The organism is Ideonella sp., from assembly GCF_036277275.1.
Taxonomy (GTDB): domain Bacteria; phylum Pseudomonadota; class Gammaproteobacteria; order Burkholderiales; family Burkholderiaceae_C; genus Ideonella.
This window is the reverse complement of sequence record NZ_DASUNH010000129.1, coordinates 47283-68412: the sequence shown is the minus strand read 5'-3', so window position 1 is coordinate 68412 and position 21130 is coordinate 47283. Positions and strand designations below refer to the sequence as shown.

At 67.2% G+C, this 21130-nt stretch carries 22 protein-coding genes; 4 read left to right on the top strand and 18 right to left on the bottom strand.

Annotation, left to right across the window (positions count from 1 at the left end; translation table 11 throughout):
• Positions 1-104: 104 nt before the first annotated feature.
• From VFY73_RS22060 to VFY73_RS22035, 6 genes are all read right to left on the bottom strand, one after another.
• Complete coding sequence (locus tag VFY73_RS22060; RefSeq protein WP_329722806.1) at positions 105-896, bottom strand: enoyl-CoA hydratase; 792 nt, start codon at positions 894-896, stop codon at positions 105-107.
• 24 nt (positions 897-920) lie between these two features.
• Positions 921-2102: a DUF3108 domain-containing protein gene (locus VFY73_RS22055; protein ID WP_329722804.1), complete on the bottom strand. Its 1182-nt coding sequence runs from the start codon at positions 2100-2102 to the stop codon at positions 921-923.
• 29 nt (positions 2103-2131) lie between these two features.
• Positions 2132-3871 (bottom strand): M61 family metallopeptidase, encoded by a 1740-nt coding sequence (locus VFY73_RS22050; RefSeq protein WP_329722802.1) that lies wholly within the window; start codon positions 3869-3871, stop codon positions 2132-2134.
• Positions 3871-4338, bottom strand: coding sequence for a DUF3429 domain-containing protein (locus VFY73_RS22045; protein ID WP_329722800.1), 468 nt, complete (start codon positions 4336-4338; stop codon positions 3871-3873). Before VFY73_RS22045 ends, VFY73_RS22050 begins: the two co-directional genes overlap by 1 nt.
• Before the next feature lie 55 nt (positions 4339-4393).
• Positions 4394-5155 carry a DsbC family protein gene (locus VFY73_RS22040; RefSeq protein WP_329722798.1) on the bottom strand — a complete coding sequence of 254 codons (762 nt, stop codon included), beginning with the start codon at positions 5153-5155 and terminating at the stop codon, positions 4394-4396.
• A gap of 61 nt (positions 5156-5216) precedes the next feature.
• Positions 5217-6326: an FAD-dependent monooxygenase gene (locus VFY73_RS22035; RefSeq protein WP_329722796.1), complete on the bottom strand. Its 1110-nt coding sequence runs from the start codon at positions 6324-6326 to the stop codon at positions 5217-5219.
• A gap of 108 nt (positions 6327-6434) precedes the next feature.
• Between VFY73_RS22035 and ychF the strand changes: the two genes are divergently transcribed.
• Positions 6435-7529, top strand: a complete 1095-nt coding sequence (ychF, locus tag VFY73_RS22030) for a redox-regulated ATPase YchF (protein WP_329722794.1) — start codon at positions 6435-6437, stop codon at positions 7527-7529.
• Between the two features lie 33 nt (positions 7530-7562).
• Positions 7563-8951, top strand: coding sequence for a class II fumarate hydratase (gene fumC, locus VFY73_RS22025; protein ID WP_329722792.1), 1389 nt, complete (start codon positions 7563-7565; stop codon positions 8949-8951).
• Here fumC and VFY73_RS22020 read toward each other — a convergent pair.
• A complete protein-coding gene (locus VFY73_RS22020; RefSeq protein WP_329722790.1) occupies positions 8948-10255 on the bottom strand; it encodes a hypothetical protein in 1308 nt (435 codons plus the stop codon). The two genes, fumC and VFY73_RS22020, sit on opposite strands and share 4 nt — an antisense overlap.
• Positions 10256-10712: 457 nt before the next feature.
• On the opposite strand from VFY73_RS22020, the gene rpoH reads away from it, so the two are divergent.
• On the top strand, positions 10713-11636 hold the full coding sequence (rpoH, locus tag VFY73_RS22015; RefSeq protein WP_329722788.1) for an RNA polymerase sigma factor RpoH: 924 nt from the start codon (positions 10713-10715) through the stop codon (positions 11634-11636).
• 81 nt (positions 11637-11717) lie between these two features.
• Here rpoH and VFY73_RS22010 read toward each other — a convergent pair whose 3' ends face one another.
• From VFY73_RS22010 to VFY73_RS21990, 5 genes are read right to left on the bottom strand one after another with little or no spacing between them, the layout of a single operon-like run.
• Positions 11718-12332, bottom strand: coding sequence for an SCO family protein (locus VFY73_RS22010; protein ID WP_329722786.1), 615 nt, complete (start codon positions 12330-12332; stop codon positions 11718-11720).
• 13 nt (positions 12333-12345) lie between these two features.
• Entirely contained in the window at positions 12346-13266 is a 921-nt protein-coding gene (gene cyoE / locus VFY73_RS22005; protein ID WP_329722784.1) for a heme o synthase, read from the bottom strand.
• Entirely contained in the window at positions 13263-14411 is a 1149-nt protein-coding gene (locus tag VFY73_RS22000; RefSeq protein WP_329722782.1) for a COX15/CtaA family protein, read from the bottom strand. Before VFY73_RS22000 ends, cyoE begins: the two co-directional genes overlap by 4 nt.
• Position 14412: 1 nt before the next feature.
• Positions 14413-15078, bottom strand: a complete 666-nt coding sequence (locus VFY73_RS21995; protein ID WP_329722780.1) for a hypothetical protein — start codon at positions 15076-15078, stop codon at positions 14413-14415.
• 4 nt (positions 15079-15082) lie between these two features.
• Complete coding sequence (locus tag VFY73_RS21990) at positions 15083-15859, bottom strand: SURF1 family protein (RefSeq protein WP_329722778.1); 777 nt, start codon at positions 15857-15859, stop codon at positions 15083-15085.
• 22 nt (positions 15860-15881) lie between these two features.
• Between VFY73_RS21990 and VFY73_RS21985 the strand changes: the two genes are divergently transcribed.
• Positions 15882-16124: a DUF2909 domain-containing protein gene (locus VFY73_RS21985; RefSeq protein ID WP_329722776.1), complete on the top strand. Its 243-nt coding sequence runs from the start codon at positions 15882-15884 to the stop codon at positions 16122-16124.
• A gap of 121 nt (positions 16125-16245) precedes the next feature.
• Here VFY73_RS21985 and VFY73_RS21980 read toward each other — a convergent pair whose 3' ends face one another.
• The 6 genes from VFY73_RS21980 to coxB are packed head-to-tail and all read right to left on the bottom strand — an operon-like array spanning position 16246 to position 21072.
• Complete coding sequence (locus tag VFY73_RS21980) at positions 16246-17130, bottom strand: cytochrome c oxidase subunit 3 (protein WP_329722774.1); 885 nt, start codon at positions 17128-17130, stop codon at positions 16246-16248.
• Between the two features lie 59 nt (positions 17131-17189).
• The gene (locus VFY73_RS21975; RefSeq protein WP_329722772.1) at positions 17190-17438 is read right to left on the bottom strand and encodes a DUF2970 domain-containing protein; all 249 of its coding nucleotides are present in this window, start codon (positions 17436-17438) and stop codon (positions 17190-17192) included.
• A complete protein-coding gene (locus VFY73_RS21970; protein ID WP_329722770.1) occupies positions 17435-18064 on the bottom strand; it encodes a cytochrome c oxidase assembly protein in 630 nt (209 codons plus the stop codon). The genes VFY73_RS21975 and VFY73_RS21970 overlap by 4 nt, the downstream gene beginning before the upstream one ends.
• A gap of 27 nt (positions 18065-18091) precedes the next feature.
• A complete protein-coding gene (locus VFY73_RS21965; protein ID WP_329722768.1) occupies positions 18092-18208 on the bottom strand; it encodes a cytochrome oxidase small assembly protein in 117 nt (38 codons plus the stop codon).
• 31 nt (positions 18209-18239) lie between these two features.
• Positions 18240-19865, bottom strand: a complete 1626-nt coding sequence (gene ctaD, locus VFY73_RS21960; protein WP_329722766.1) for a cytochrome c oxidase subunit I — start codon at positions 19863-19865, stop codon at positions 18240-18242.
• 37 nt (positions 19866-19902) lie between these two features.
• A complete protein-coding gene (coxB, locus tag VFY73_RS21955) occupies positions 19903-21072 on the bottom strand; it encodes a cytochrome c oxidase subunit II (RefSeq protein WP_329722971.1) in 1170 nt (389 codons plus the stop codon).
• Between the last annotated feature and the right edge of the window lie 58 nt (positions 21073-21130).

Sequence of the window (21130 nt, the reverse complement as noted above, 5' to 3'; positions counted from 1 at the left end):
CCCACGCTCCCTCCGGTCGCTGCCCCCCAAGGGGGCTCGCGCAGCGGACCGGCAAAGCCGGATCCGCGCACGCCACTTGGTGAGCGGCGGCTCCGGCGGAGCGCCTACTTGTTGCGTTCGAATTTCGGGGGCCGCTTGTCGAGGAACGCGGCCATGCCCTCGCGCTGGTCGGCGGTGCCGAACATCGCGTGGAACAGGCGGCGCTCGTACCACAGGCCGTCGGTCAGTGACGATTCGAAGGCGCGGTTGACCGCCTCTTTCGCGGCCATCACCGAGATCTGGCCGAAACCATTGATCTGCGCAGCGACCGTGAACGCCTCGTCCATCAGCTTGTCCAACGGCACCACACGCGAAACCAGGCCCCAGGCCTCGGCCTGCTGCGCGTTGATCCAGCGGTTGGTCAGCACCATGTCCATCGCCTTGGCCTTGCCGATCGCACGCGGCAGGCGCTGGGTGCCACCGGCACCGGGCACGACGCCGATCGTGATCTCGGGCTGGCCGAACTTGGCGTTGTCGGCGGCGATGACGATGTCGCACATCATCGCGACCTCGCAACCACCACCGAGCGCCACGCCACCGACCGCGGCGATCACCGGCTTGCGCACACGGCGCATCGTCTCCCAATTTCGGCTGATGTACTCGGTGCGGTAGGTGTGCTCGAAGTCGTAGTCCTTCATCGCCGCGATGTCGGCACCGGCGGCAAAAGCCTTCTCGCTGCCGGTGACGATGATGCAGCCGATGCCCGGGTCGGCATCGAAGGCCAGCAGCGCCTGGCCCAGCTCGTCCATCAGCTGGTCGTTCAGCGCATTCATCTGCTTGGGACGGTTCAGGCGGATCACGCCGGTCTGCAACGCCGCGTCACCGTGGCGTTCGGTCAGGATGCATTCGTAGGCCATCGTGGCACTCCTCGTCTGGACAGTTCAATGGACTATACGTTCCGACGCCCGCGGCGCCGCGGGCGTGGGCGCGGGGCCGGACTGCAGCGGGCGGCTGTTGAGGATCAGTTCGCCATAGCTCTCGGCGTCCTGGCGCAGCAGGATCCGCGCCGGCAGGTACTGCAGGCTCGGCGCGATCCACATGTCCACCAGCCATTCCTTGCCGCGCTTGCTCATCGGCCGCGGCTCCAGGTGGAAGGCGTTGACCTCGCCGAAAGGCAGGTACAGCGTCACCTGTTCGCGCACGTCGTAAGTCCAGCGCCCGACGCGGCGCGGCAATGCCAGAGGAAACTCGATCGTGCGGCCGACCTGCAACAGCTCAGGCTGGGTCAGGAACATCCAGGTCATCTGCACGAATTGGCTGGCCGTGTCCTGCACGCCGGGCACCCAGTCGTTGACCTTCTGGTTGGCCAGCACGATGCGATCGGCTTCGAACCGCACAGTCTGGTTCACCGTGTCCGCAAAGAGGCGATCGGTCACCTCGTCATAGCGGCGCGGCATCAGCCCGTTCGGGCCCAGTTGGCCATCGCTGAGCATCTTGCGGCCGCCCAGCATCGGTACCCGTACTTCGAGACGCACCTGGTAGTGGCTGCCGTCACGCAGCCACTCGACCTTGGCGTTTCCCAGCACCGGGCCGCGGTAATAGCCGTTGAAGTCGTAGTTCAGACGAGTCGATGGGGGCCAATCGAAGCTGGTGACGGCACTCGACGCCGGGGCCGCCACAACCGCTGCCGCACTGGCGGGCGCCGACGCAGCAGCCACCACCGGCGGAAGATCCAGCGGCGCCGAGGCCGGCATCACCGGGGCACTGGCCGTGGCGCTGGCGGGGAGCGCGGTCACTGCCGCCACTTCGGCGGTGGGCTCGCTGGCTGGTGGCGACGCGGCCGACGCGGCAGGCTCGGGCCTGCGCGGGGCCCGGGTCAGTTTGACAGGCGGCGACGGCGCCGCGGCATACACCGGCGGCGCCGCGGGCTGCAATTCACGCACGAACGCGACCTCGATCGCGCTCGGCGCGTCGTCGGCATCTCCTTCACCGAGGCGGCTGTCGGGCAGCTGAGCGGCCAGCCACCAGTGACCGATCGACACGGTGATCAGCAGCACGAACCAGCCCGCACGGCGTGCGGCGCGGGCCCGGCTCGAACGGCCACCGGGCAGCGCGGCGCTCATGTCAGCAGCCGGCCTGCATCGACGCCGGCTCAGTCACCCAACCAGGCCCGGCGCAGTGCCAACGCGGCGGCAGGCGCCTGAGGGTCCGGCGCCAGGCTGAGGGTGCGCTCCAGCGCCGGCGCGGCCAATGGCTTGACCGTCAGCGTGCGCAGGCGCTGCTGACGCACCAGCACCAGTTCGAACGGCTGGCCCTCGGCGACCCATTGCTGCGCATCGTCGAAGCGGCGAATGCGCCAGCCGTCGATGGCCAGCAACTCGTCGCCGGGCGAGACGCCGGCGGCAGCTGCAGCGCTGCCGCTCAGCACCGACTTCACCTGCACCCCGGTCACCGGGCCTTCGGACAGCTTCAGGCCCAGCGCTGCGCTCCACGGCGCCTTGTCTTCGCTGCGCTTGATGCCGGCCGCAGCCAGCGCCGCATCGAGAGGCAGGTCGTCGCGGCCGTGCACCCAGGCTTTCAGCGATTCGGCCAGCGCGGCCCCGCCGAGCTCGGCGACTTCGCTCAGCACACGCTCTTCGGTCAACGCGCCGCTGGGGCAAGCTTTCCACAGGCGCCGCATCAACGCATCCAGCGACTCGCCGGCGCGGCGCAGGTGCAGATCGAGCAGCAGCGCCACCAAGGACCCCTTGGTGTAGTAGCTGATGGTCGAGTTCGGGGTGTTCTCGTCGCTGCGGTAGTACTTGACCCAGGCATCGAAGCTCGCCTCGGCCACGCTTTGCACCTTCTGGCCCGGCGTGCTGCGCACCCCGCTGACCGTGCGGCCGATCAGCTTCAGGTAGCGCGCGCTGTCGATCAGGCCAGCGCGGCGCAGCATCAGGTCGTCGTAGTACGACGTGAAGCCCTCGAAGAACCAGAGCAGCCGGGTGTAGTTCTCCTGGCCGTAGTCCAGCTCGATGAACTCGGCCGGTTTCAGCCGTTTGACGTTCCAGGTGTGGAAGTACTCATGGCTGATCAGCCCGAGCAGCGTGACATAGCCATCGCTGGCGGCCGCCTGGCCACGGCGCGGCAGATCGCGCCGATTGGCCAGCAAAGCGGTGCTGGCACGGTGCTCGAGCCCGCCGTAGCCGTCTTCCGCCGTGTTCAGCATGAACACATACCGTTCGAATGGTGGCTTGCCGCGGCCGTGCCAGAAATGGATCTGCGCGGCGCAGATGCGCTTGGCATCGGCCAGCAGGCGCTCGCCGTCGAAGCTGGGCCAGGCACCGGCGACGACGAATTCGTGCGGCACGCCGCCGGCTTCGAACTCACCGCGCCAGAAGCGACCCAGCTCAAACGGGTGGTCGACCAACTCGTCGTAGTCAGCGCTGACGAAGCCGTTGCGCGTTTCCGCCAATGCGGGCATCGCCGTGGCCACGTCCCAGCCACTGGGCAGGCTGGCCAGACGGACCTCGTGCGGCACGCCCTCCTGGCCATGCACGCGCAGGCACAGGCTGGTCGGGTTGAAGAAGCCACGGCTGTCGTCGAGGAACGCGGTGCGCACCGAGTTGTCGAAAGCGTAGGCGTCGTAACTCAGCGTCAGCGCGCCGCGGCCGGTGGTGTCGACACGCCAGGTGGTCTTGTCGAGCTGGGTCAGGACCACATCGGCACGGCCTTGCTGCGCACGCAACCCGCTGAGGTGGCGACCGAACTCGCGCACCATGTAGCTGCCCGGGATCCATACCGGCAGGCTGAACAGCTGCACGCGTGCCGGTGCCGGCACCGTCAGCGTCACCCGGTAGCGGTGATTGGCGGCGTCCGCCAGATCGATGCGGTAGCGGATGGCGGCCGTCATCAGGTGCCCGCCGCGCCGATGAAGCAGCTCAGGCCAGCCACCGCGCTCAAGCGAAAGCGCAGCGTCAACCAGGCATTCAACCCCTGCTCGGCCAGCAGCTTGCGATCGACCGCGTAGCACACCAGGAGCATCGCGCCGAGCAGCACCAGCCCGGCATAGGGCGGCATCATCACGCCCAGTGCCGCCACCAGCGGCGGCACGACGGACCAGCCGAAATGGGCCGGCTCGTTGTGGCCGGCACGCATCGCCAGGCCCCAGTGGATGCCACCGAGGAAGGCAACGATGCAGCCGGCGTACCCGGCCGTCGCTGCGGTCACATAGGGCTGTGCCTCGGGATAGACCAGCCAGATCAGCGCGGCGCCGAGCACGAATGGAATCAGCCCCGCGGCGCCCAGCTGGCGCGCAAGGCGGGGTGGTTCGGCCGCCAGCGCGGCCGGGTGCGAAAGATGGGTGGTTGCGACACTCATGGCGCGCATTGTCGCTGCAGCCCCACCGATTTGTTTGCGTTTGAAACGAGTCCGTTCAGGACTTCTTGCTGGCTTCCTTCATGCGCTCTTCGATCACGTTGGCCGGCAACGCACCAGGCGAACGGGTGCCGTCTTCGAACACCACCGCCGGCGTGCCGGTGATCTTGTACTTGCGGCTGATCTCGAGGTTGCGCTCCAGCACCGCGACATCGCACTTGTCAGTCTGCTGCTTGGCAGGGGTCACGTTGTCGATCATCCAGGCGCGCCAGGCCTTGCCGTTGTCTTTCGCACACCAGATGTCGCGCGACTTGGCGGTCGAATCCGGGCCGAGGATCGGCAGCAGGTAGGTGTAGATCGTGACGTCCTTCAGCGCCAACAAGTCGCGCTCGATGCGCTTGCAGTAGCCGCAGTTCGGATCGGCAAAGACGATCAGCTTGCGCATTCCGGTGCCCTGCTTGAACACCAACGCATCCTTCAGCGGCAACGAGGCGACATCGATCATCGTCAGCTTGTCGATGCGGGCCTTGGTCAGGTCGGTCTGGGTTTTGGTGTCCAGGATCGCGCCTTCGATCAGGTGCGACCCCGTCTCGTCGGCGTAGAGGATGTCGGTGCCGATGCGCAGCTCATAGACGCCCGGGATCGGCGTCTTGCTGATCTCGTCGATCTTCGGCAGCTTGGGCATGCGGTCGGCCAGCGTCTTGCGAATCGCGGCTTCGTCGGCCTGGGCCAACTGCGTGGCCACGGCCAGCGTACCAATCAGCGCCATACCGGGCAGCAAACGGGCGAAGCGTGCCGCGCGGGTGAACAGGAGGGTCATCGAATGTCCTTCAGAAGCGGAAACGGTATGTCTCACGTTGGAATGGGCGCCGACCGCCGGATCAGGTGTCAATCGCCTGGCCCACGAGCCAGCGCTTGACGGGTGTGATGTGATTGACCAGACCCAGCCCGCGGTTGCGAAGTTCCCGCAGCCAGGGCTGTTGGCCGGCAAAAAGCTGCCACAGGCCATCGGTGGCCTGGGCCATCGCCCAGGTGCCGGTGGCACGGCGGCGAGCATAGCGGCGCAACAGCTCGGCGTCGCCGGGTGAACGCCAGCTCTCGCGTCGCTTCACCACATCGGCCAGCGCAGCCACGTCGGCCAGGCCCAGGTTGAGTCCCTGCCCAGCCAGCGGGTGTACCACGTGGGCGGCATCGCCGACCAGTGCCCAACCCGCGCCACTGACCGCCGACGCCCGGCCCAGCATCAGCGGCCAGGCAGTGCGCTCGCTGGCCAGTGCCAGGCGGCCGGCGCCACCGCCGGTGGCGCCGTTCAGCGCGGCGTCGAAGTCGGCTGCAGGCAGCGCCAGCAGGCGTTCGGCTTCGGCCTCGGGCAGCGACCAGACCAGGCCGTAGCCGTGGCCGACCTGCGGCCGGTCAAACGGCAACAGGGCCAGGATGTCGGGGCTGCGGAACCACTGGTGCGCCACGCCGCTGTGCGGTCGGTCGGCCACCAGCCGGGCCGCGATCGCGCGTTGGCCATAGCTGTGCTGTTCGAACTGCACCCCCAGCTGCTGGCGCAGCAGCGAGGCCTTGCCTTCGGCCACCACCGTCAAGGCAGCCGCCGGCGGTTCGGCGAACAGATGAACCTGCGGACTGAAGCCGATGGCCGTTTCCAGCACGGCCTCGAGCGCTGCGGCATCGACGATCCACGCCAGCGCCGGCACCGCCTGCGCGAAGGCCGAGAACGCCAGCTGGGCGCCCGGTGCGTCGCCTGCCACGCGCATGTCGTGCACGGCCGTGCGGGCGTCGGCCGGCAAGGTATCCCAGGCGCGCAGGTCGGCCAGCAGCGCCACCGAAGCCGGGTTCAGCGCGTAGGCACGCACATCCGGGCTGGCATGGGCGGCGCCCGGCCGGGTCTGCAGGGCCACGCGCAGCCCCTGGCGGGCCAGCGCCAGCGCGAGACTGCGGCTGACGATGCCCGAGCCGAGAATGCGCACGTCGAAGGCGGTCATGCGGGGAATTGTAGGGAGGCCGCCTAAAATGTCGGGTTCCGCGCCCGGGATGCCCATGACATTCTTGATCTTCCCGGCGACGCCCTCTTTTCTCCCCCGGAAGCCCCCATGAGCCTGAAGTGCGGCATCGTCGGCCTGCCCAACGTCGGCAAATCCACCCTGTTCAATGCCTTGACGAAGGCCGGCATCGCCGCCGAGAACTACCCCTTCTGCACGATCGAGCCGAACGTCGGCGTGGTCGAGCTGCCGGACTCACGCCTGCAGGCGCTGGCCGCCATCGTCAAGCCCGAGCGCATCCTGCCGGCGATCGTCGAGTTCGTCGACATCGCGGGCCTGGTGGCCGGCGCCAGCAAGGGTGAAGGCCTGGGCAACCAGTTTTTGTCGCACATCCGCGAGACCGACGCGATCGTCAACGTGGTGCGCTGCTTCGAAGACGAGAACGTCATCCACGTCGCCGGCAAGGTCGACCCGATCTCCGACATCGAAGTGATCCAGACCGAGCTGTGCCTGGCTGACCTGGCCACGGTCGAGAAGAGCTTGCAGCGTTACAGCAAAGTGGCCAAGGCCGGCGGCGACAAGGAAGCCGCCCGCCTGGTCGAGGTGCTGAAGAAGTGCGACGCCGCGCTGAACGAGGGCCGCCCGGTGCGCTCGATCGATTTCAGCAAGGAAGAGCAGGCCGTGCTGAAACCGCTGTGCCTGATCACCGCCAAGCCGGCGATGTTCGTCGGCAACGTGTCCGAGTCCGGCTTCGAGAACAACCCGTTCCTGGACCGGCTGCGCGAATACGCCGCCAAGCAGAAGGCCCCGGTCGTCGCGATCTGCGCCAAGACCGAGAGCGAACTGTCCGACATGTCCGATGAGGACAAAGCGATGTTCCTGGCCGAGATGGGCCAGGACGAGCCGGGGCTGAACCGCCTGATCCGCTCGGCGTTCAGCCTGCTGGGCCTGCAGACCTACTTCACCGCCGGTGTGAAGGAAGTGCGCGCCTGGACGATCCACATCGGCGACACCGCGCCGCAGGCGGCCGGCGCGATCCACACCGACTTCGAACGCGGCTTCATCCGCGCGCAAACCATTGCCTACGACGACTTCATCAAGTTCGGCGGTGAGCAAGGCGCCAAGGATGCCGGCAAGATGCGGGCCGAAGGCAAGGAATACGTCGTCAAGGACGGCGACGTGCTGCACTTCCTGTTCAACGTCTGATGCGGCTTCCCGGCGAGGCCGCCGGGAGCCTGCATGAAAAAAGACGCCACGCGCACCGAGCGCGACACCTTCGGCCCCATCGAGGTGCCCGCCGACGCCCTGTGGGGCGCGCAAACCCAGCGCTCGCTCGAGTACTTCCACATCTCCAGCGAGCGCATGCCCGACGCGCTGCTGATGGCGCTGGCGCGGGTCAAGCGCGCGGCAGCTGGCGTCAACGCGGGCTTGGGCCTGCTCGACGAGCGCCTGGCCGAGGCGATCATCCAGGCGGCCGACGAGGTGCTGGCCGGCAGCCACGCCAATGCCTTCCCGTTGTCGGTCTGGCAGACCGGCTCGGGCACGCAGACCAACATGAACATGAACGAGGTGCTGGCCAATCGCGCCTCGGAGCTGCTGGGCGGCCAGCGCGGCCAGGAACGGCAGGTGCACCCGAACGACCACGTCAACCTCGGGCAGTCGTCGAACGATATCTTCCCGACCGCGATGCATGTGGCCGCGGCGCTGGCGGTCGCCAACGATCTGCTGCCGGCATTGCGAGCGCTGCGCGGCACGCTGGCCGCCAAGGCCAACGCGTTCGCCGACATCGTCAAGATCGGCCGCACCCACCTGCAGGACGCGACCCCGCTGACGCTGGGGCAGGAGATGTCGGGTTGGGTGGCTCAGCTGGACCACGCCGCGCAGGCCGTTACCGCGGCGCTGGGGCCGTTGCACGAGTTGGCGGTCGGCGGCACGGCGGTGGGCACCGGGTTGAACACCCACCCGCAGTTCGCAGACGGGGTGACCCTGCAGCTGAGCCGCGACACCGGCGCGCCGTTTCTTGCCGCGCCGAACCGCTTTGCTGCGCTGGCCGGCCACGACGCGTTGGTCAGCGCCCACGGCGCATTGAAGACCCTGGCCGTCGCCTTGATGAAGATCGCCAACGATGTGCGCTGGCTGGCCTCGGGGCCGCGCTGCGGCCTGGGCGAGCTGCGCATCCCGGAGAACGAACCTGGCAGCTCGATCATGCCCGGCAAGGTCAACCCGACGCAGTGTGAGGCATTGACGATGGCCTGCTGCCAGGTGATGGGCAACGACGTGGCGCTCGGCATCGGCGGGGCGTCTGGCAACTTCGAGCTGAACGTGTTCAAGCCGCTGATCGCCCACAACTTCCTGCAAAGCGTGCGCTTGCTGGGTGACGGCATGGCCAGTTTCGACGCCCACTGCGCCCAGGGCATCGAGCCCGATCGGGACCGCATCACCGAATTGCTGGAACGCTCGCTGATGCTGGTGACGGCACTGAACCCGCACATCGGCTACGACCGCGCGGCCAAGATCGCCAAGCATGCGCATGCGCAAGGGCTGTCGCTGCGCGAAGCCGCACTCGCCGTGGGCGGCATCACCGCCGAGCAGTTCGACGCCTGGGTCCGGCCGGAGAAGATGGTCTAGCTGGGGCCGCCGGCCGCCCCCTCGCGGTGGCCGGCAAAGCGAAAGCCCAGCTGCATCTCGACCAGCGGCACCGGGTAAGGCGTCTGGCAGCGCCAGCCGCGAAAGTGCAACTCCCCCAGGCCGGCACGCCGCAGCACCGCCCCCAGCACGCTGGCGTGGTCGGCGACGCCGGTCAATGGCGATATCGCCGGCCCGGCAGGCAGTTGTTCGATCGGCGCGCTCAGGTGCAGCCGACGGTAGTGCGGCACCCCGGGCGGTGGTGGCGGCAGCGCGATGCCGGAAGGCCCGGGCAGATAGAAGCCGATGTGCGGCAGTGCATCGGGCCACAGCCCGTCGGCGAGGTAGATCTCGCGTACCAGCCGCTGGCAAGGCGTGTGCAGCATGTAGTTGCGCACGGTCAGATAGGGTGCATCGGGCTGCAGCGGTTGGACGTTGGTGATGCGCAGCGCCGTGGTCAAGCGTGCCGGCAACGGGTCGGGTGACTGCGCACCGAGCAGGAAGGTGCTGCTGCCGCCCTCCTGCTCGACGTCCAGCGCCGGCAGCGGCAGGCTGCAGCCTTCGGCGATGAAGAAACGCTGGGCATCCGCGGCGGTTTGGGTGTCGGCCGAGACGCCGTCGATCGGGGTCAGCCGCCGGGCGCGCTCGACCGCCGGCGCGGGACCCGATGGCGCGTGCAGACTCAACAGCGGCAGCGCCGTGCCCGGCGTGATGCGACGCAGGCCGAGGCGGCGGTGGACCTCGACCGCGTCGACCCACCGGCCGGCGGCCGACGGGAACAGGAACAGCGCCGTCGACAGCGTCTCGCAGTAGTGGCCGAAGAGGAATGACACCGCCTTGAACGATGCCTGGCGAGCCATGTGCTCACGTCGCTCGCGGATCGACGAGAGGTCTTCGCCCAGGCGCGCATCCAGCGCCTGGCGGCCGCCCGGCAAGGCGTCCAGCAGCGCCGCGAAAGCGTCGACCGCCCGCTCGACCGCTGGCAACCAGTCGGCCGCGGCCGGTTCGTTGCGGCTGCGTTCGATCAGGATGCGCAGCCCCGTCGGCGAGGGCAGCAGGTGCAGGAACTGCGAGTCGGACTCGGCCCGCACCGCCTGCACCAGCCGGCTGGCCAGGCTCTTGTCGAGCCCGATGCGCCGCATCAGCCGCACCGGCCGGGGCGGCTGCCCAGCGAGCGCATCGAGCAGCGGCGCCAAGGCCTCGCGCAACACGGCCGCCACCGTCGCTTCACGGGGCTCGGGCGCCTCGCTGACGATCTCGGCGGCGGCGTCGTGGCGGTCAGGCAGCAGGTCGGTCAGCGTAGGCACGTCTGTCGTCGTTCCTCTCGGGTCCCCGTGGGCGGCGCGCAGTATCGGCGAAGGCCGGGCGCCACCTTCTCAGCGTTTTCAGCGGGCTGCGAGCAGTTTTCGTACCGCAGGCAGCCAGGCAGCGGCATATGCCATGCCACCAGGCAAGTGCGTCGGCCACCACGCCGGTTTTCTTCAACCCAGGACTCCCGTCCAGGCCAAGCACGTGAGGCGGGCGAGGCGGCGAGGTTTCATGGGTGGAGAAGCATTGCCCCAATAGGCTGGACAGCACCTTTCATAACCTCTCTGAGAGAAATGTGATGGCCGCCCTCTTTTTCCGGGGGCCATTCCTGCGGGCCAACAAGGTTGGTCCACCGAGGGCTGGATTGCGCGGCGTCAACCCGGGCTTTAGCACTCGCCGGTCAGGAGTGCTAATATTCAACGGAACCACGGCCCCTGCCGCGAGTCCGAAAGACCGATGAACACGACTGCCACCTCCAACACCCTGGCCCTGCGCGACCCGTGGGCGATGGTGCCGGCCATCGCCAACCTCGATGCATACATCACAGCGGTCAACCGCATTCCGCTGCTGACGCCCGAGGAAGAGAGCCAGTTTGCCAGCCGCCTGCGTGAACAAGGCGACCTGGAGGCTGCCGGGCGGCTGGTGCTGTCGCACCTGCGCCTGGTCGTCTCGGTGTCGCGGCAATACCTGGGCTACGGCCTGCCGCACGGCGACTTGATCCAGGAGGGCAATGTCGGCCTGATGAAGGCCGTCAAGCGCTTCGACCCGGACCAAGGCGTGCGTCTGGTCAGCTATGCGCTGCACTGGATCAAGGCCGAGATCCACGAATACATCTTGAAGAACTGGCGCATGGTCAAGGTCGCGACGACCAAGGCTCAGCGCAAGTTGTTCTTCAACCTGCGCTCGATGAAGCAGGGCCTCAAGGGCCAGGCGCTCGAGGGGCAGACCCACCGCGCGACCCTGACACCGGACGAAGTCAGTCTCGTGGCGCGCGAGCTGAACGTGAAGCCGGAAGAAGTCATCGAGATGGAGACCCGGCTGTCGGGCGGCGACGTGGCGCTGGAGCCCCAGACCGACGACGGCGAAGAAAGCTACGCGCCGATCGCCTACTTGGCCGACGAAAGCCAGGAACCGACCCACGTGCTCGAAGCCCGCGGCCGGGACTCCCTTTCCGGCGACGGCATCGCGCGCGCGCTGGAGCATCTCGATTCGCGCAGCCGCCGCATCGTCGAAGAGCGCTGGCTGAAGGTCAACGACGATTCCAGCGGCGGCATGACGCTGCACGAGCTGGCTGCCGAGTACGGCGTCAGCGCCGAGCGCATCCGGCAGATCGAGTCGGCCGCGCTGAAGAAGATGCGCAAGGCGCTCGAGACGGCTTGACGCGACGCGTCGACCGCCCACAAAAAGGGCTCCCGCGGGAGCCTTTTTTTTGTGCCAGTGCCTGCCGAGGCTGGTGGCGACTCATGCGCCATCGAGCAGCGCCCTGACATCCTTGGCCAGGGCATCGGGCCCTGAGCCGTAGCGTTCGGCCAGCCGCACACGGCCCTGCGGGTCGAACACATAGGAGTTGGCGGTGTGGTCCATCGTGTAGCTGCCATCGGTGGTGCCCGGCACCTTGGCGTAGAACACCTTGAACTCGCGCGCGACGGCCTTGATCTCCTCGACGCTGCCGCGCAGCGCGACAAAGTCCTTGCCGAAGCTTTCGACGTAGGCCTTCAGTACCGGCGCCGTGTCGCGCTCGGGATCGACGCTGACGAACACGCCGACGAGCTTGTCACCATCGGCGCCGAGCTGCTTCTTCACGGCAGCGATCTCGGCGAGGGTCGTCGGGCACACGTCCGGGCATTGGGTGTAGCCGAAGAAGACCACGGCGACCTTGCCCTTGAAGTCGGCCAAGGTGCGGGCCTTGCCGTCGGCATCGGTCAGGTTCAGCTGGCGCGCGTAGTCGGCGCCCGTGATGTCGATGCCCTGGAAGGCCACCGGCTTCTTGGTGCAACCCGCCAGGCCGGTCAAACCGATGGCCAGGGCCATGGCGGCGAGGTGAAGCGTCGAGCGCCGCGTCGGATTCAATTGCATGGGTGGGCTTTCTTCAAGTGGTGGCCGCGGCCAGCCAGGGGCTCACGTAGTGGTCGACCAGCAGCGCCGCGAACAGTAGCGACAGGTGCAGGATCGAGAAGCGGAAGGTGCGGCGGGCCAAGGTGTCCGAGTAGTCGCGCCAGAGGCGGAAGCCATACGCCATGAAGCCGACACCCAGCGCCACTGCAGCGGCCAGGTAGATCCAGCCGCTCATGCCATAGACGAACGGCAGCAACGTACCGGCGAACAGCACGACGGTATACAGGAACACATGCAGCCGCGTGAACGCCGCGCCATGGGTCACCGGCAGCATCGGCAGGCCGGCGCGGGCGTAGTCCTCGGCGCGGTACAGGGCCAGCGCCCAAAAATGCGGCGGTGTCCAGAGGAAGATGATCAGACACAGCAGCCAGGCCTCGGGTCCGGCCTCGCCACGCATGGCGGCCCAGCCAAGCACCGGCGGCATGGCACCGGAAGCACCGCCGATCACGATGTTCTGCGGCGTCAATGGCTTCAGGATGACGGTGTAGATGACCGCGTAGCCGACGAAGGTGGCGAGCGTCAGCCCCATCGTCAGTGGGTTGACCCAGAACCACAAGATCGCGCAGCCGACCGCGCACAGCAGCCCCGAGAACGCCAATGTGTGGCGGTCGGCCAGCTCGCCCTTGGCGGTGGGCCGCCATGCGGTGCGCTTCATGCGGCGGTCGATCTCGCCCTCGACCAGGCAGTTGAACGCCGCGGCGGCCCCGGCGACCAGCCAGATGCCAACGGTGGCGGCGATCAGCACGCCCCAGTCCGGCCAGCCGGGAACGGCCAGCAGCATGCCGATCACGGCACAGAAGACGATCAGCTGCACGACGCGCGGCTTGGTCAGCGCGTAGTACTGCGCCCAGGGAGACGGGGGAGGCAAGGTGGTCGAAGACACGGTCGTGTTCATTGTGGCGCGGGGTGGCGCGTGGCCGTGGTGGCTCGGGCGGGGGACGAATCTGAGACGGCGCGCACCTGCAGCGACACCAGCAGCAGGACCAACGCCGCGGCGCCGCCGGTGTGCATCAGGGCGGCGACGAGCGGCCACTCCAACACGACGTTGGCGGCGCCGGTGCCGACTTGGAGCATCGTCAGCAGCAGCAGGCCTTGCGCCGCGCGACGAGCCGCACCGCCAGGCTGGCGCCACAGCAACGTGGCCAGCGCGAGCAGAGCTGCCACCAGCACCAAAGCGAACACGCGGTGCGCCCAGTGGATCGCCACCAGCGCTTCTGCGGGCAGGAAGCCCCCCTCCCCGGCTTGACCCAGGTGGCGCAGGATCGTGAAGCCCTGTCGCGCATCCATCGCGCCGGGCCACCACTGGCCGTTGCACTGCGGAAAGCCTTGGCACGCGAGCACCGCATAGTTGGTGCTGACCCAGGCCCCCAGCAGCACCTGCACGACCAACAGCAACAAGACGCCCGGCAGCAGCGTGCGTGCGGCGCCACTCAGGGTCAGCACCCGCCCCTGGTAGCGCTGCGCCTGGACCATCAACATCGCCAGCAGCACCAGGCCGCCGAACAGGTGCAGCGTGACGATCGCCGGGTACAGCTTCAAGGTCACCGTGTACTTGCCGAACAGGCCCTGCACGATGACCCAGGCCAGGGTCGCCCAGGGCCAGGCGATCGAGAACGGCAACTCGCGCCGCGCCCGCACGCTGATGGCCAGCAAGACGACGATCAACGCGCCGACAGTCATCGCCAGGTAGCGGTGGACCATTTCGATCCAGGCCTTGTGCTGCGTGACCGGACCCGTGGGCTGCTGGGCTTCGGCGTGCGCGATCTGTGCACCGGCAGCGATCGGACTGGCTTCGCCGTAGCAGCCTGGCCAGTCCGGGCAGCCCAGACCCGAGTCGGTCAGCCGCGTAAAGGCACCGAAGACGACGAGGTCGAAGGTCAGGAACAGCGTCAGCATCGTCAGCGCCGCACGGCGCGCCGATGCGCCGGCCGCCCGCTGGCGCCAGGCCCACCAGGCCAGCGGCAGCAGCGCCAACCCCGCGGCCAGCATCAACAAACGCAAGGCGGGCGAAAAATCCACCGCCGTGACGGCGCCATTCATCTCAATGCTCCCGCCCCGGGCGGTCCCAGAACGCCGAGGCGCGCAGCAGCCGGTCCAGGTCCTTGTGGAACCGCTTGGGCTCCAGTTCGGCCGGCGCGCGCATCATCCATTCGCCCATCGGGTCGACCAGGTACAGGTGGTCGTCGAGTGCCTGCCCCGCGGCCGGCGCGAGCCAGCGCGCCAGGGTTTGGCGGGACACCCGCAAGACGGTCGCTGGCGCGTCGCCTTCGTTCAGTGCACGTGCAATCGGCTCACGCAGCGGCGCCTCGTCGGTGACCAGCCAGACACGGTCGATCCGGCCGCGCTCGCGCCCGGCCATCTCACGCAGCTGGCGCTGCTGGTACAGGTGGCTCTCGCAGCGCGAATCGCACGCGCCATCGCCGACGACGACTAAAAGCCACTGGCCGGCCAGGTCAGCGTTCTTGACCGGGCGGCCCTGCAGGTCGCGCAGACCGAGGTCGACGGGCATCGCCCGCGTCGGCTGGATCAGTTCGGCGTAGTTGTTGCGGGCGCTCGGCCGCCAGACGTAGTAGGTGAAGTAGGACAGCAGCACCGGTGCCGCGCAGGCCAGCAGCACCAGCAGTGCGGTGAAACGCCCTCGCGGTCGTGCCGGCGGCATCTCGTCAGGCAGCCGCGGCGCCGGGCCGCTGTGCACGGTCAATGCCATCAGGTCAATCGGGGCCACCGGCGCGCTGGCGGCGCCGGGGTCGGATGAGTTGGAACCAGACATACAGTCCTGCGGTGAGGGCACAGAGGGCAAACCACTGCGCCGCGTAGCCGTAATGCTTGTGCACGTCGACGGCGGGCATCGGCCAATCGCGCAGCAAGCCGTCCTTGGCATGGCCCGGTTGGTCCAGCTCGGCGATGGCGAACGGCCGCAAGGCTCGCTGCACCCGGGCCGCCTCGTCGGCGAAGTCGAGATTTTGCCGGATCGCGCCCGAGGCCTCGGCGCCCAGGGCTGTCAGGTGTGACGGCCAGGGCACGATGCGGCCCTGAATCTGCACCTCGCCTTCCGCCGTGCGGTAGGGCGCGATGCGGGTGCGGTCGACCAGGTCGCGCGGCAACCAGCCTCGCTGCACCAGCACCGCATCACCGGTCGGCAGCTTCAGCGGCGTCAGCACGAAGAAGCCGGGACGCCCGCGCATCTGCCGGTTCTCAAGGTAGACCGTGTGCTCCGCCATCCACTGGCCCTGCAGCGTGATGCGACGGTAGCGCTGGCGCGTGGCCTCCGGCTCGTCCGCCGGCAACGCACTGGCCGGCAGGGCCGATGCGTCGGCCTGCGCCTCGATCGCCGTCTGCAGCGCCTTCTTCTGCGCGGCCCGGTCGAGCTGCCACCAGCCCAGGCGCGCCGTCAACGCCATCAAGGCCAGTGCGGCCAGCAGGATGAGCCAGCGCGGACGGGCGCGCGCGGGTGGGGGCTCGACAGGGACGACGGGGGGCGGGCTCATCGGTGGGTGAAATAATCAGGCCATGAAAGTGTTCATCGTGCTGGCGCTGCTGGCGATTCTTGCGGCGCTGGCCGGCGCGGGCCTGTTCATGCTGCGACGCCGCCAGGCACCAGGGGGTTCCGGCGACGCCCCCAGGGGGCCGGACAAGCGCATGGCCTGGGCGCTGGCACTGCGCGTGGGCCTGTCGGTCGCGCTGTTCCTGACCATCCTGCTGGCCTATCAGCTGGGCTGGATTCGCCCCAGCGGCCTGCCGCTGCAGCCGTAGAAGCCGTAGAAGCCGTAGAAGCCGATCGAGCGCTCTGCGCCTGCCTCCAATGACAAAGCGCCGCGGCAAGCGGCGCTTTTTTGTGTGGGCAACACCGGTGCAATCACCGGCCCTCACACGTTCAGAGCCAGTACACGACGATGTACAGGCCCAGCCAGACCACGTCCACGAAGTGCCAGTACCAGGCCGCGCCTTCGAAGCCAAAGTGCCTGTTCGGCGTGAAGTGGCCCTTCATCAGGCGCAGCGTGATGAACAGCAGCATCAGCATGCCGACGAACACGTGGAAGCCGTGGAAGCCGGTCAGCATGAAGAAGGTCGAGCCGTAGATGCCGGAGCTGAGCTTGAGGTTCAGCTCGCTGTAGGCGTGCATGTACTCGTAGACCTGGAAGCCCAGGAAGGTCACGCCCAGCAGCACCGTGATCCACATCCACAGGATCGCCTTCGAGCGCTGCGCAGCGATCACCGCATGGTGGGCGATCGTCAGCGTGACGCCGGAGGTCAGCAGGATGCCGGTGTTGATGGTCGGGATCGGCCACGGGCCCATCGTCGTGAACGGCGCCACGGTACCGGCAGGTGACGCGAAGTTGCCCGGTGCGGCGCTCGGCCAGATGGCCTTGAAGTCAGGCCACAACAGCGAGTTCTCCAGGCTGCCCAGCGACGGCACCGAGTAGATGCGGGCCCAGTACAGCGCGCCAAAGAAGGCGGCAAAGAACATCACTTCCGAGAAGATGAACCAGCTCATGCTCCAGCGAAACGACACGTCGATGCGGTCGGAGTATTGGCCGCCTTCACTCTCGCTGATCGCGTCACCGAACCAGAAGTACAGCGTACCGAGCCAGATCGCGAGGCCGGCGATCAGAGAGTAAGCGCCCCAGGTGTGGCCATTGACCCATTGGCCGGCGCCCAGGATCACGAAGAACAGGCCGAGGGCGGCCATCGCCGGGTGACGCGACGGACCCGGAACGAAGTAGTAGGGCGTCGCCCCGTGGTTGCTCGCTGCGGACATGTGTTGCTCCTCGAACCGAAAGAACCGTGTTGTTTGTTGCTTGGATAGGGCGTCGACGCTCAGCTCGCGACGCCGCTGCCGATGATCCACTTGACCAGCACGACCAAGGTCAGCACGAACAGCACCGCGCCGATCACGCCGGCGATGACGACGTGTACCGGGTTGAGCTGACTGACATCTTCTTCGTAGCCCTTGCCTTTGCGAATGCCGAAGAACGACCAAGCGACCGCGCGCATGGTGCCCAGGAACGAGCCCTTGCGGCCGATTGCGGCGCGCAAGCCATCTTCGTCGGACTTGCCCGAACTCATGACTTCAGCTCCACCGGCGCCACGGTGACGGCAGGCACGGCAGCCGCTGCCTTGGGTGCCGCGGGAACCTTGCCGCCGACCTCGAAGAAGGTGTACGACAACGTGATGGTCGTGACGTCCTTCGGCAGCTTCGGGTCGACATAGAACACGACCGGCCACTGCTTGGCTTCGCCCGGCTGCAGCGTGTACTCGTTGAAGCAGAAGCACTCGATCTTGTTGAAATGCGGCCCCGCCTGGTGCGGCGCGTAGCTCGGAATCGCCTGCGCGGCCATCGCCCGCGTCTGCTTGTTGCGGAACTCGTACATCACCGTGGCCATCTCGCCCGGGTGCACCTGCACCGACGCGACCGCCGGCTTGAAATCCCACGGCCCGTGGGCGTTGGCGTCGAACTCGACCGTGATGCTGCGCGAGCTGTCGACCTGGGTGTTGGCGGGGCGCTCGCGCTTGCCGCCGTTTTCGCCCAGGCTCAACACGTTGATGCCCAGCGCTTCGCAGATGTGCTTGTACAGCGGCACCAGCGCATAGCCGAAGCCGAACATCGCCGCGGTGACGACGAGCAGCTTGGCCACCATCTGGCGATGGTCACGTCGCATGCCGGAGACCGCGGAAATCCAGGACCACTTCATGACCGAGAGAACCTGTGCGCAATCGGTTCAAGGGCCGAGATACTTGATCTTGGCGAAAAAGCCGAGCGCGAACACCACGGCGACCGACACCAGGATCCAACCCAGGCGTCGATTCGCGCGTTGTTGTTCGGGAGTGAGTGCCATGGTCAAGCGATGCCGGCGACGAACGATCCGATCAGCCGATCACCTTGGTGGCCGTGGCGTCGAGCTTGGGCGGGTTCTCGAAGGTGTGGAACGGCGCCGGTGACGGCACTTCCCACTCCAGGCCTTCGGCACCTTCCCACGGCTTCTGCGGCGCCGGCGCACCCTTGCCGCGCATCATCGGCACGACGACGAACAGGAAGAAGTACACCTGCATCAGGCCGAAACCGAAGGCGCCGATCGTCGCCAGCATGTTGAAGTCGGCGAACTGCATCGGGTAGTCGGCATAACGACGCGGCATGCCGGCCAGGCCCAGGAAGTGCATCGGGAAGAAGGTCACGTTGAAGAAGATCAACGAACCCCAGAAGTGGATCTTGCCGCGCGTTTCCGAGTACATCACACCCGTCCACTTCGGACCCCAGTAGTAGACGCCGGCGAACAGCGCATACAGCGAACCGGCCACCAGCACGTAGTGGAAGTGGGCGACGACGTAGTAGGTGTCCTGCAACTGCTGGTCGACCGGTGCCATCGACAGGATCAGGCCGGTGAAGCCGCCCATCGAGAACACGAACAGGAAGCCGACCGCGAACAGCATCGGGGTCTCGAAGGTCATCGAGCCGCGCCACATCGTGGCCACCCAGTTGAAGATCTTCACGCCCGTGGGCACCGCGATCAACATCGTCGCGTACATGAAGAACAGCTGGCCCGTCACCGGCATGCCGGTGGTGTACATGTGGTGCGCCCAGACGATGAACGACAGGATCGCGATCGACGCGGTCGCGTAGACCATCGAGGTGTAGCCGAACAGCTTCTTGCGGGCGAAGGCCGGGATGATCGCGCTCACGATGCCGAACGCCGGCAAGATCATGATGTAGACCTCGGGGTGGCCGAAGAACCAGAAGATGTGCTGGTACATCACCGGGTCACCGCCGCCGGCGGGGTTGAAGAAGCTGGTGCCGAAGTGACGATCGGTCAGCGTCATCGTGATCGCACCGGCCAGCACCGGCATCACCGCGATCAGCAGGTAGGCGGTGATCAGCCAGGTCCAGGCGAACAGCGGCATCTTCATCAGCGTCATGCCGGGTGCGCGCATGTTCAGGATCGTGACGATGATGTTGATCGAGCCCATGATCGACGACGCGCCCATGATGTGCATCGCGAAGATGCCGGCGTCCATCGAAGGGCCCATCTGCAGCGTCAGCGGGGCATACAGCGTCCAGCCCGCGGCGGGTGCACCACCGGGCATGAAGAACGAACCGGCCAGCATGACGGCTGCCGGGATCAGCAGCCAGAAGCTCAGGTTGTTCATCCGCGCGAAGGCCATGTCCGACGCGCCGATCTGCAGCGGGATCATCCAGTTCGCGAAGCCGACGAAGGCCGGCATGATCGCGCCGAACACCATGATCAGCCCGTGCATCGTCGTGAACGAGTTGAACAGCTCGGGGTTGAAGTACTGCAGGCCCGGCTTGAACAGCTCGAGGCGGATGCACAGCGCCAGGACGCCGCCGATCATCAGCATCGTGAACGAGAACAACAGGTACATCGTGCCGATGTCCTTGTGGTTCGTCGCAAACAGCCAGCGGCGCCAGCCCGTCGGAGCATGGTGATCGTGGTGGTCGTCGTGCGCGTGGCCGCCGTGATGGTCAAGAACTGCGCTCATGGGAATTCCTTGTTGTCTCTACGCTCGCGCGGTTGGCTCACTGCTGACGGGCGGCCAGCACTTCCGAGGGCTGCACGACCTGACCGGTCTTGTTGCCCCAGCTGTTCTTCGAATAGGTGACGACAGCCGCGATCTCCGTGTCCGACAGCTGCTTCCAGGGCGGCATCGCGCCGTTGGCCTGGCCATTCAGCACCACCTTGATCTGCGCCAGCTTGTCGGCGTTCAGCACGATGGGCGATCCATCCAGCGGCTTGATCGGGCCGGCACCCTTGCCGTCCGGGCGATGGCAGACCGCGCAGTTGGCGGCATAGACCTTCTCGCCGCGGGCCATCAGGTCCGGCTGTGCCCAGACCTTGTTCGGATCATCGGCCTTGGCAGCGATCTTCTTCTTTTCGCCGTCCACCCACTTGGCGTAGTCCTCTTGCGACAGCACGCGCACGTGGATCGGCATGTAGGCGTGCTCCTTGCCACACAGCTCGGCGCACTGACCGTAGAAATCACCGGTCTTCTCTGCCTTGAACCACGTGTCGCGCACGAAGCCCGGGATCGCGTCCTGCTTGACCGCGAAGGCCGGCACCATCCAGGCATGGATCACGTCGGCGGCGGTGGTGATGACGCGAATCTTCTGGTCCACCGGCACGACCAGCGGGTTGTCGACCCGCAGCAGGTAGTCGTCGCCCTGCGGTGTACCGGCATCGGACAGCTCGCGCTGCGACACGTCCAGCGTCGACAGGAAGGAGATGCCGGCACCTTCGCCCTTGAGGTAGTCGTAGCCCCACTTCCACTGGTAGCCGGTGGCCTTGATGGTCAGGTCGGCATTGGTGGTGTCCTTCTGCGCGACGACCGTCTTGGTGGCCGCGAAGCCCATCGCGGTGACGATGACGAACGGCACGATGGTCCAGGCGATTTCGACCGCGACGCTCTCGTGGAAGTTCGCAGACTTGGCGCCCTGCGACTTGCGGTGCTTCAGGATCGAATAGAACATCACGCCGAAGACGGCGATGAAGATCACCACGCAGACCATCATGATCCAGTAGTGCAGCACGTGCACATCACTGGCGATGCGGGTGACGGGCGGGTGCAGGTCGAGCTGGTTGACCGCGGGGCCGCCAGGCAGGTCATTGACCGCCAAGGCCGCCGTCGACGCCAGGCTGGCCACGAGCGCGAACGCGCCCTGTGCGATGCCCTTGCAAAGCTTTGTTGTCATCTTCATCGTCGTCGTCAATTCAGTTCCAAACCCAAACCACCATCGATCCGAGCCGGCG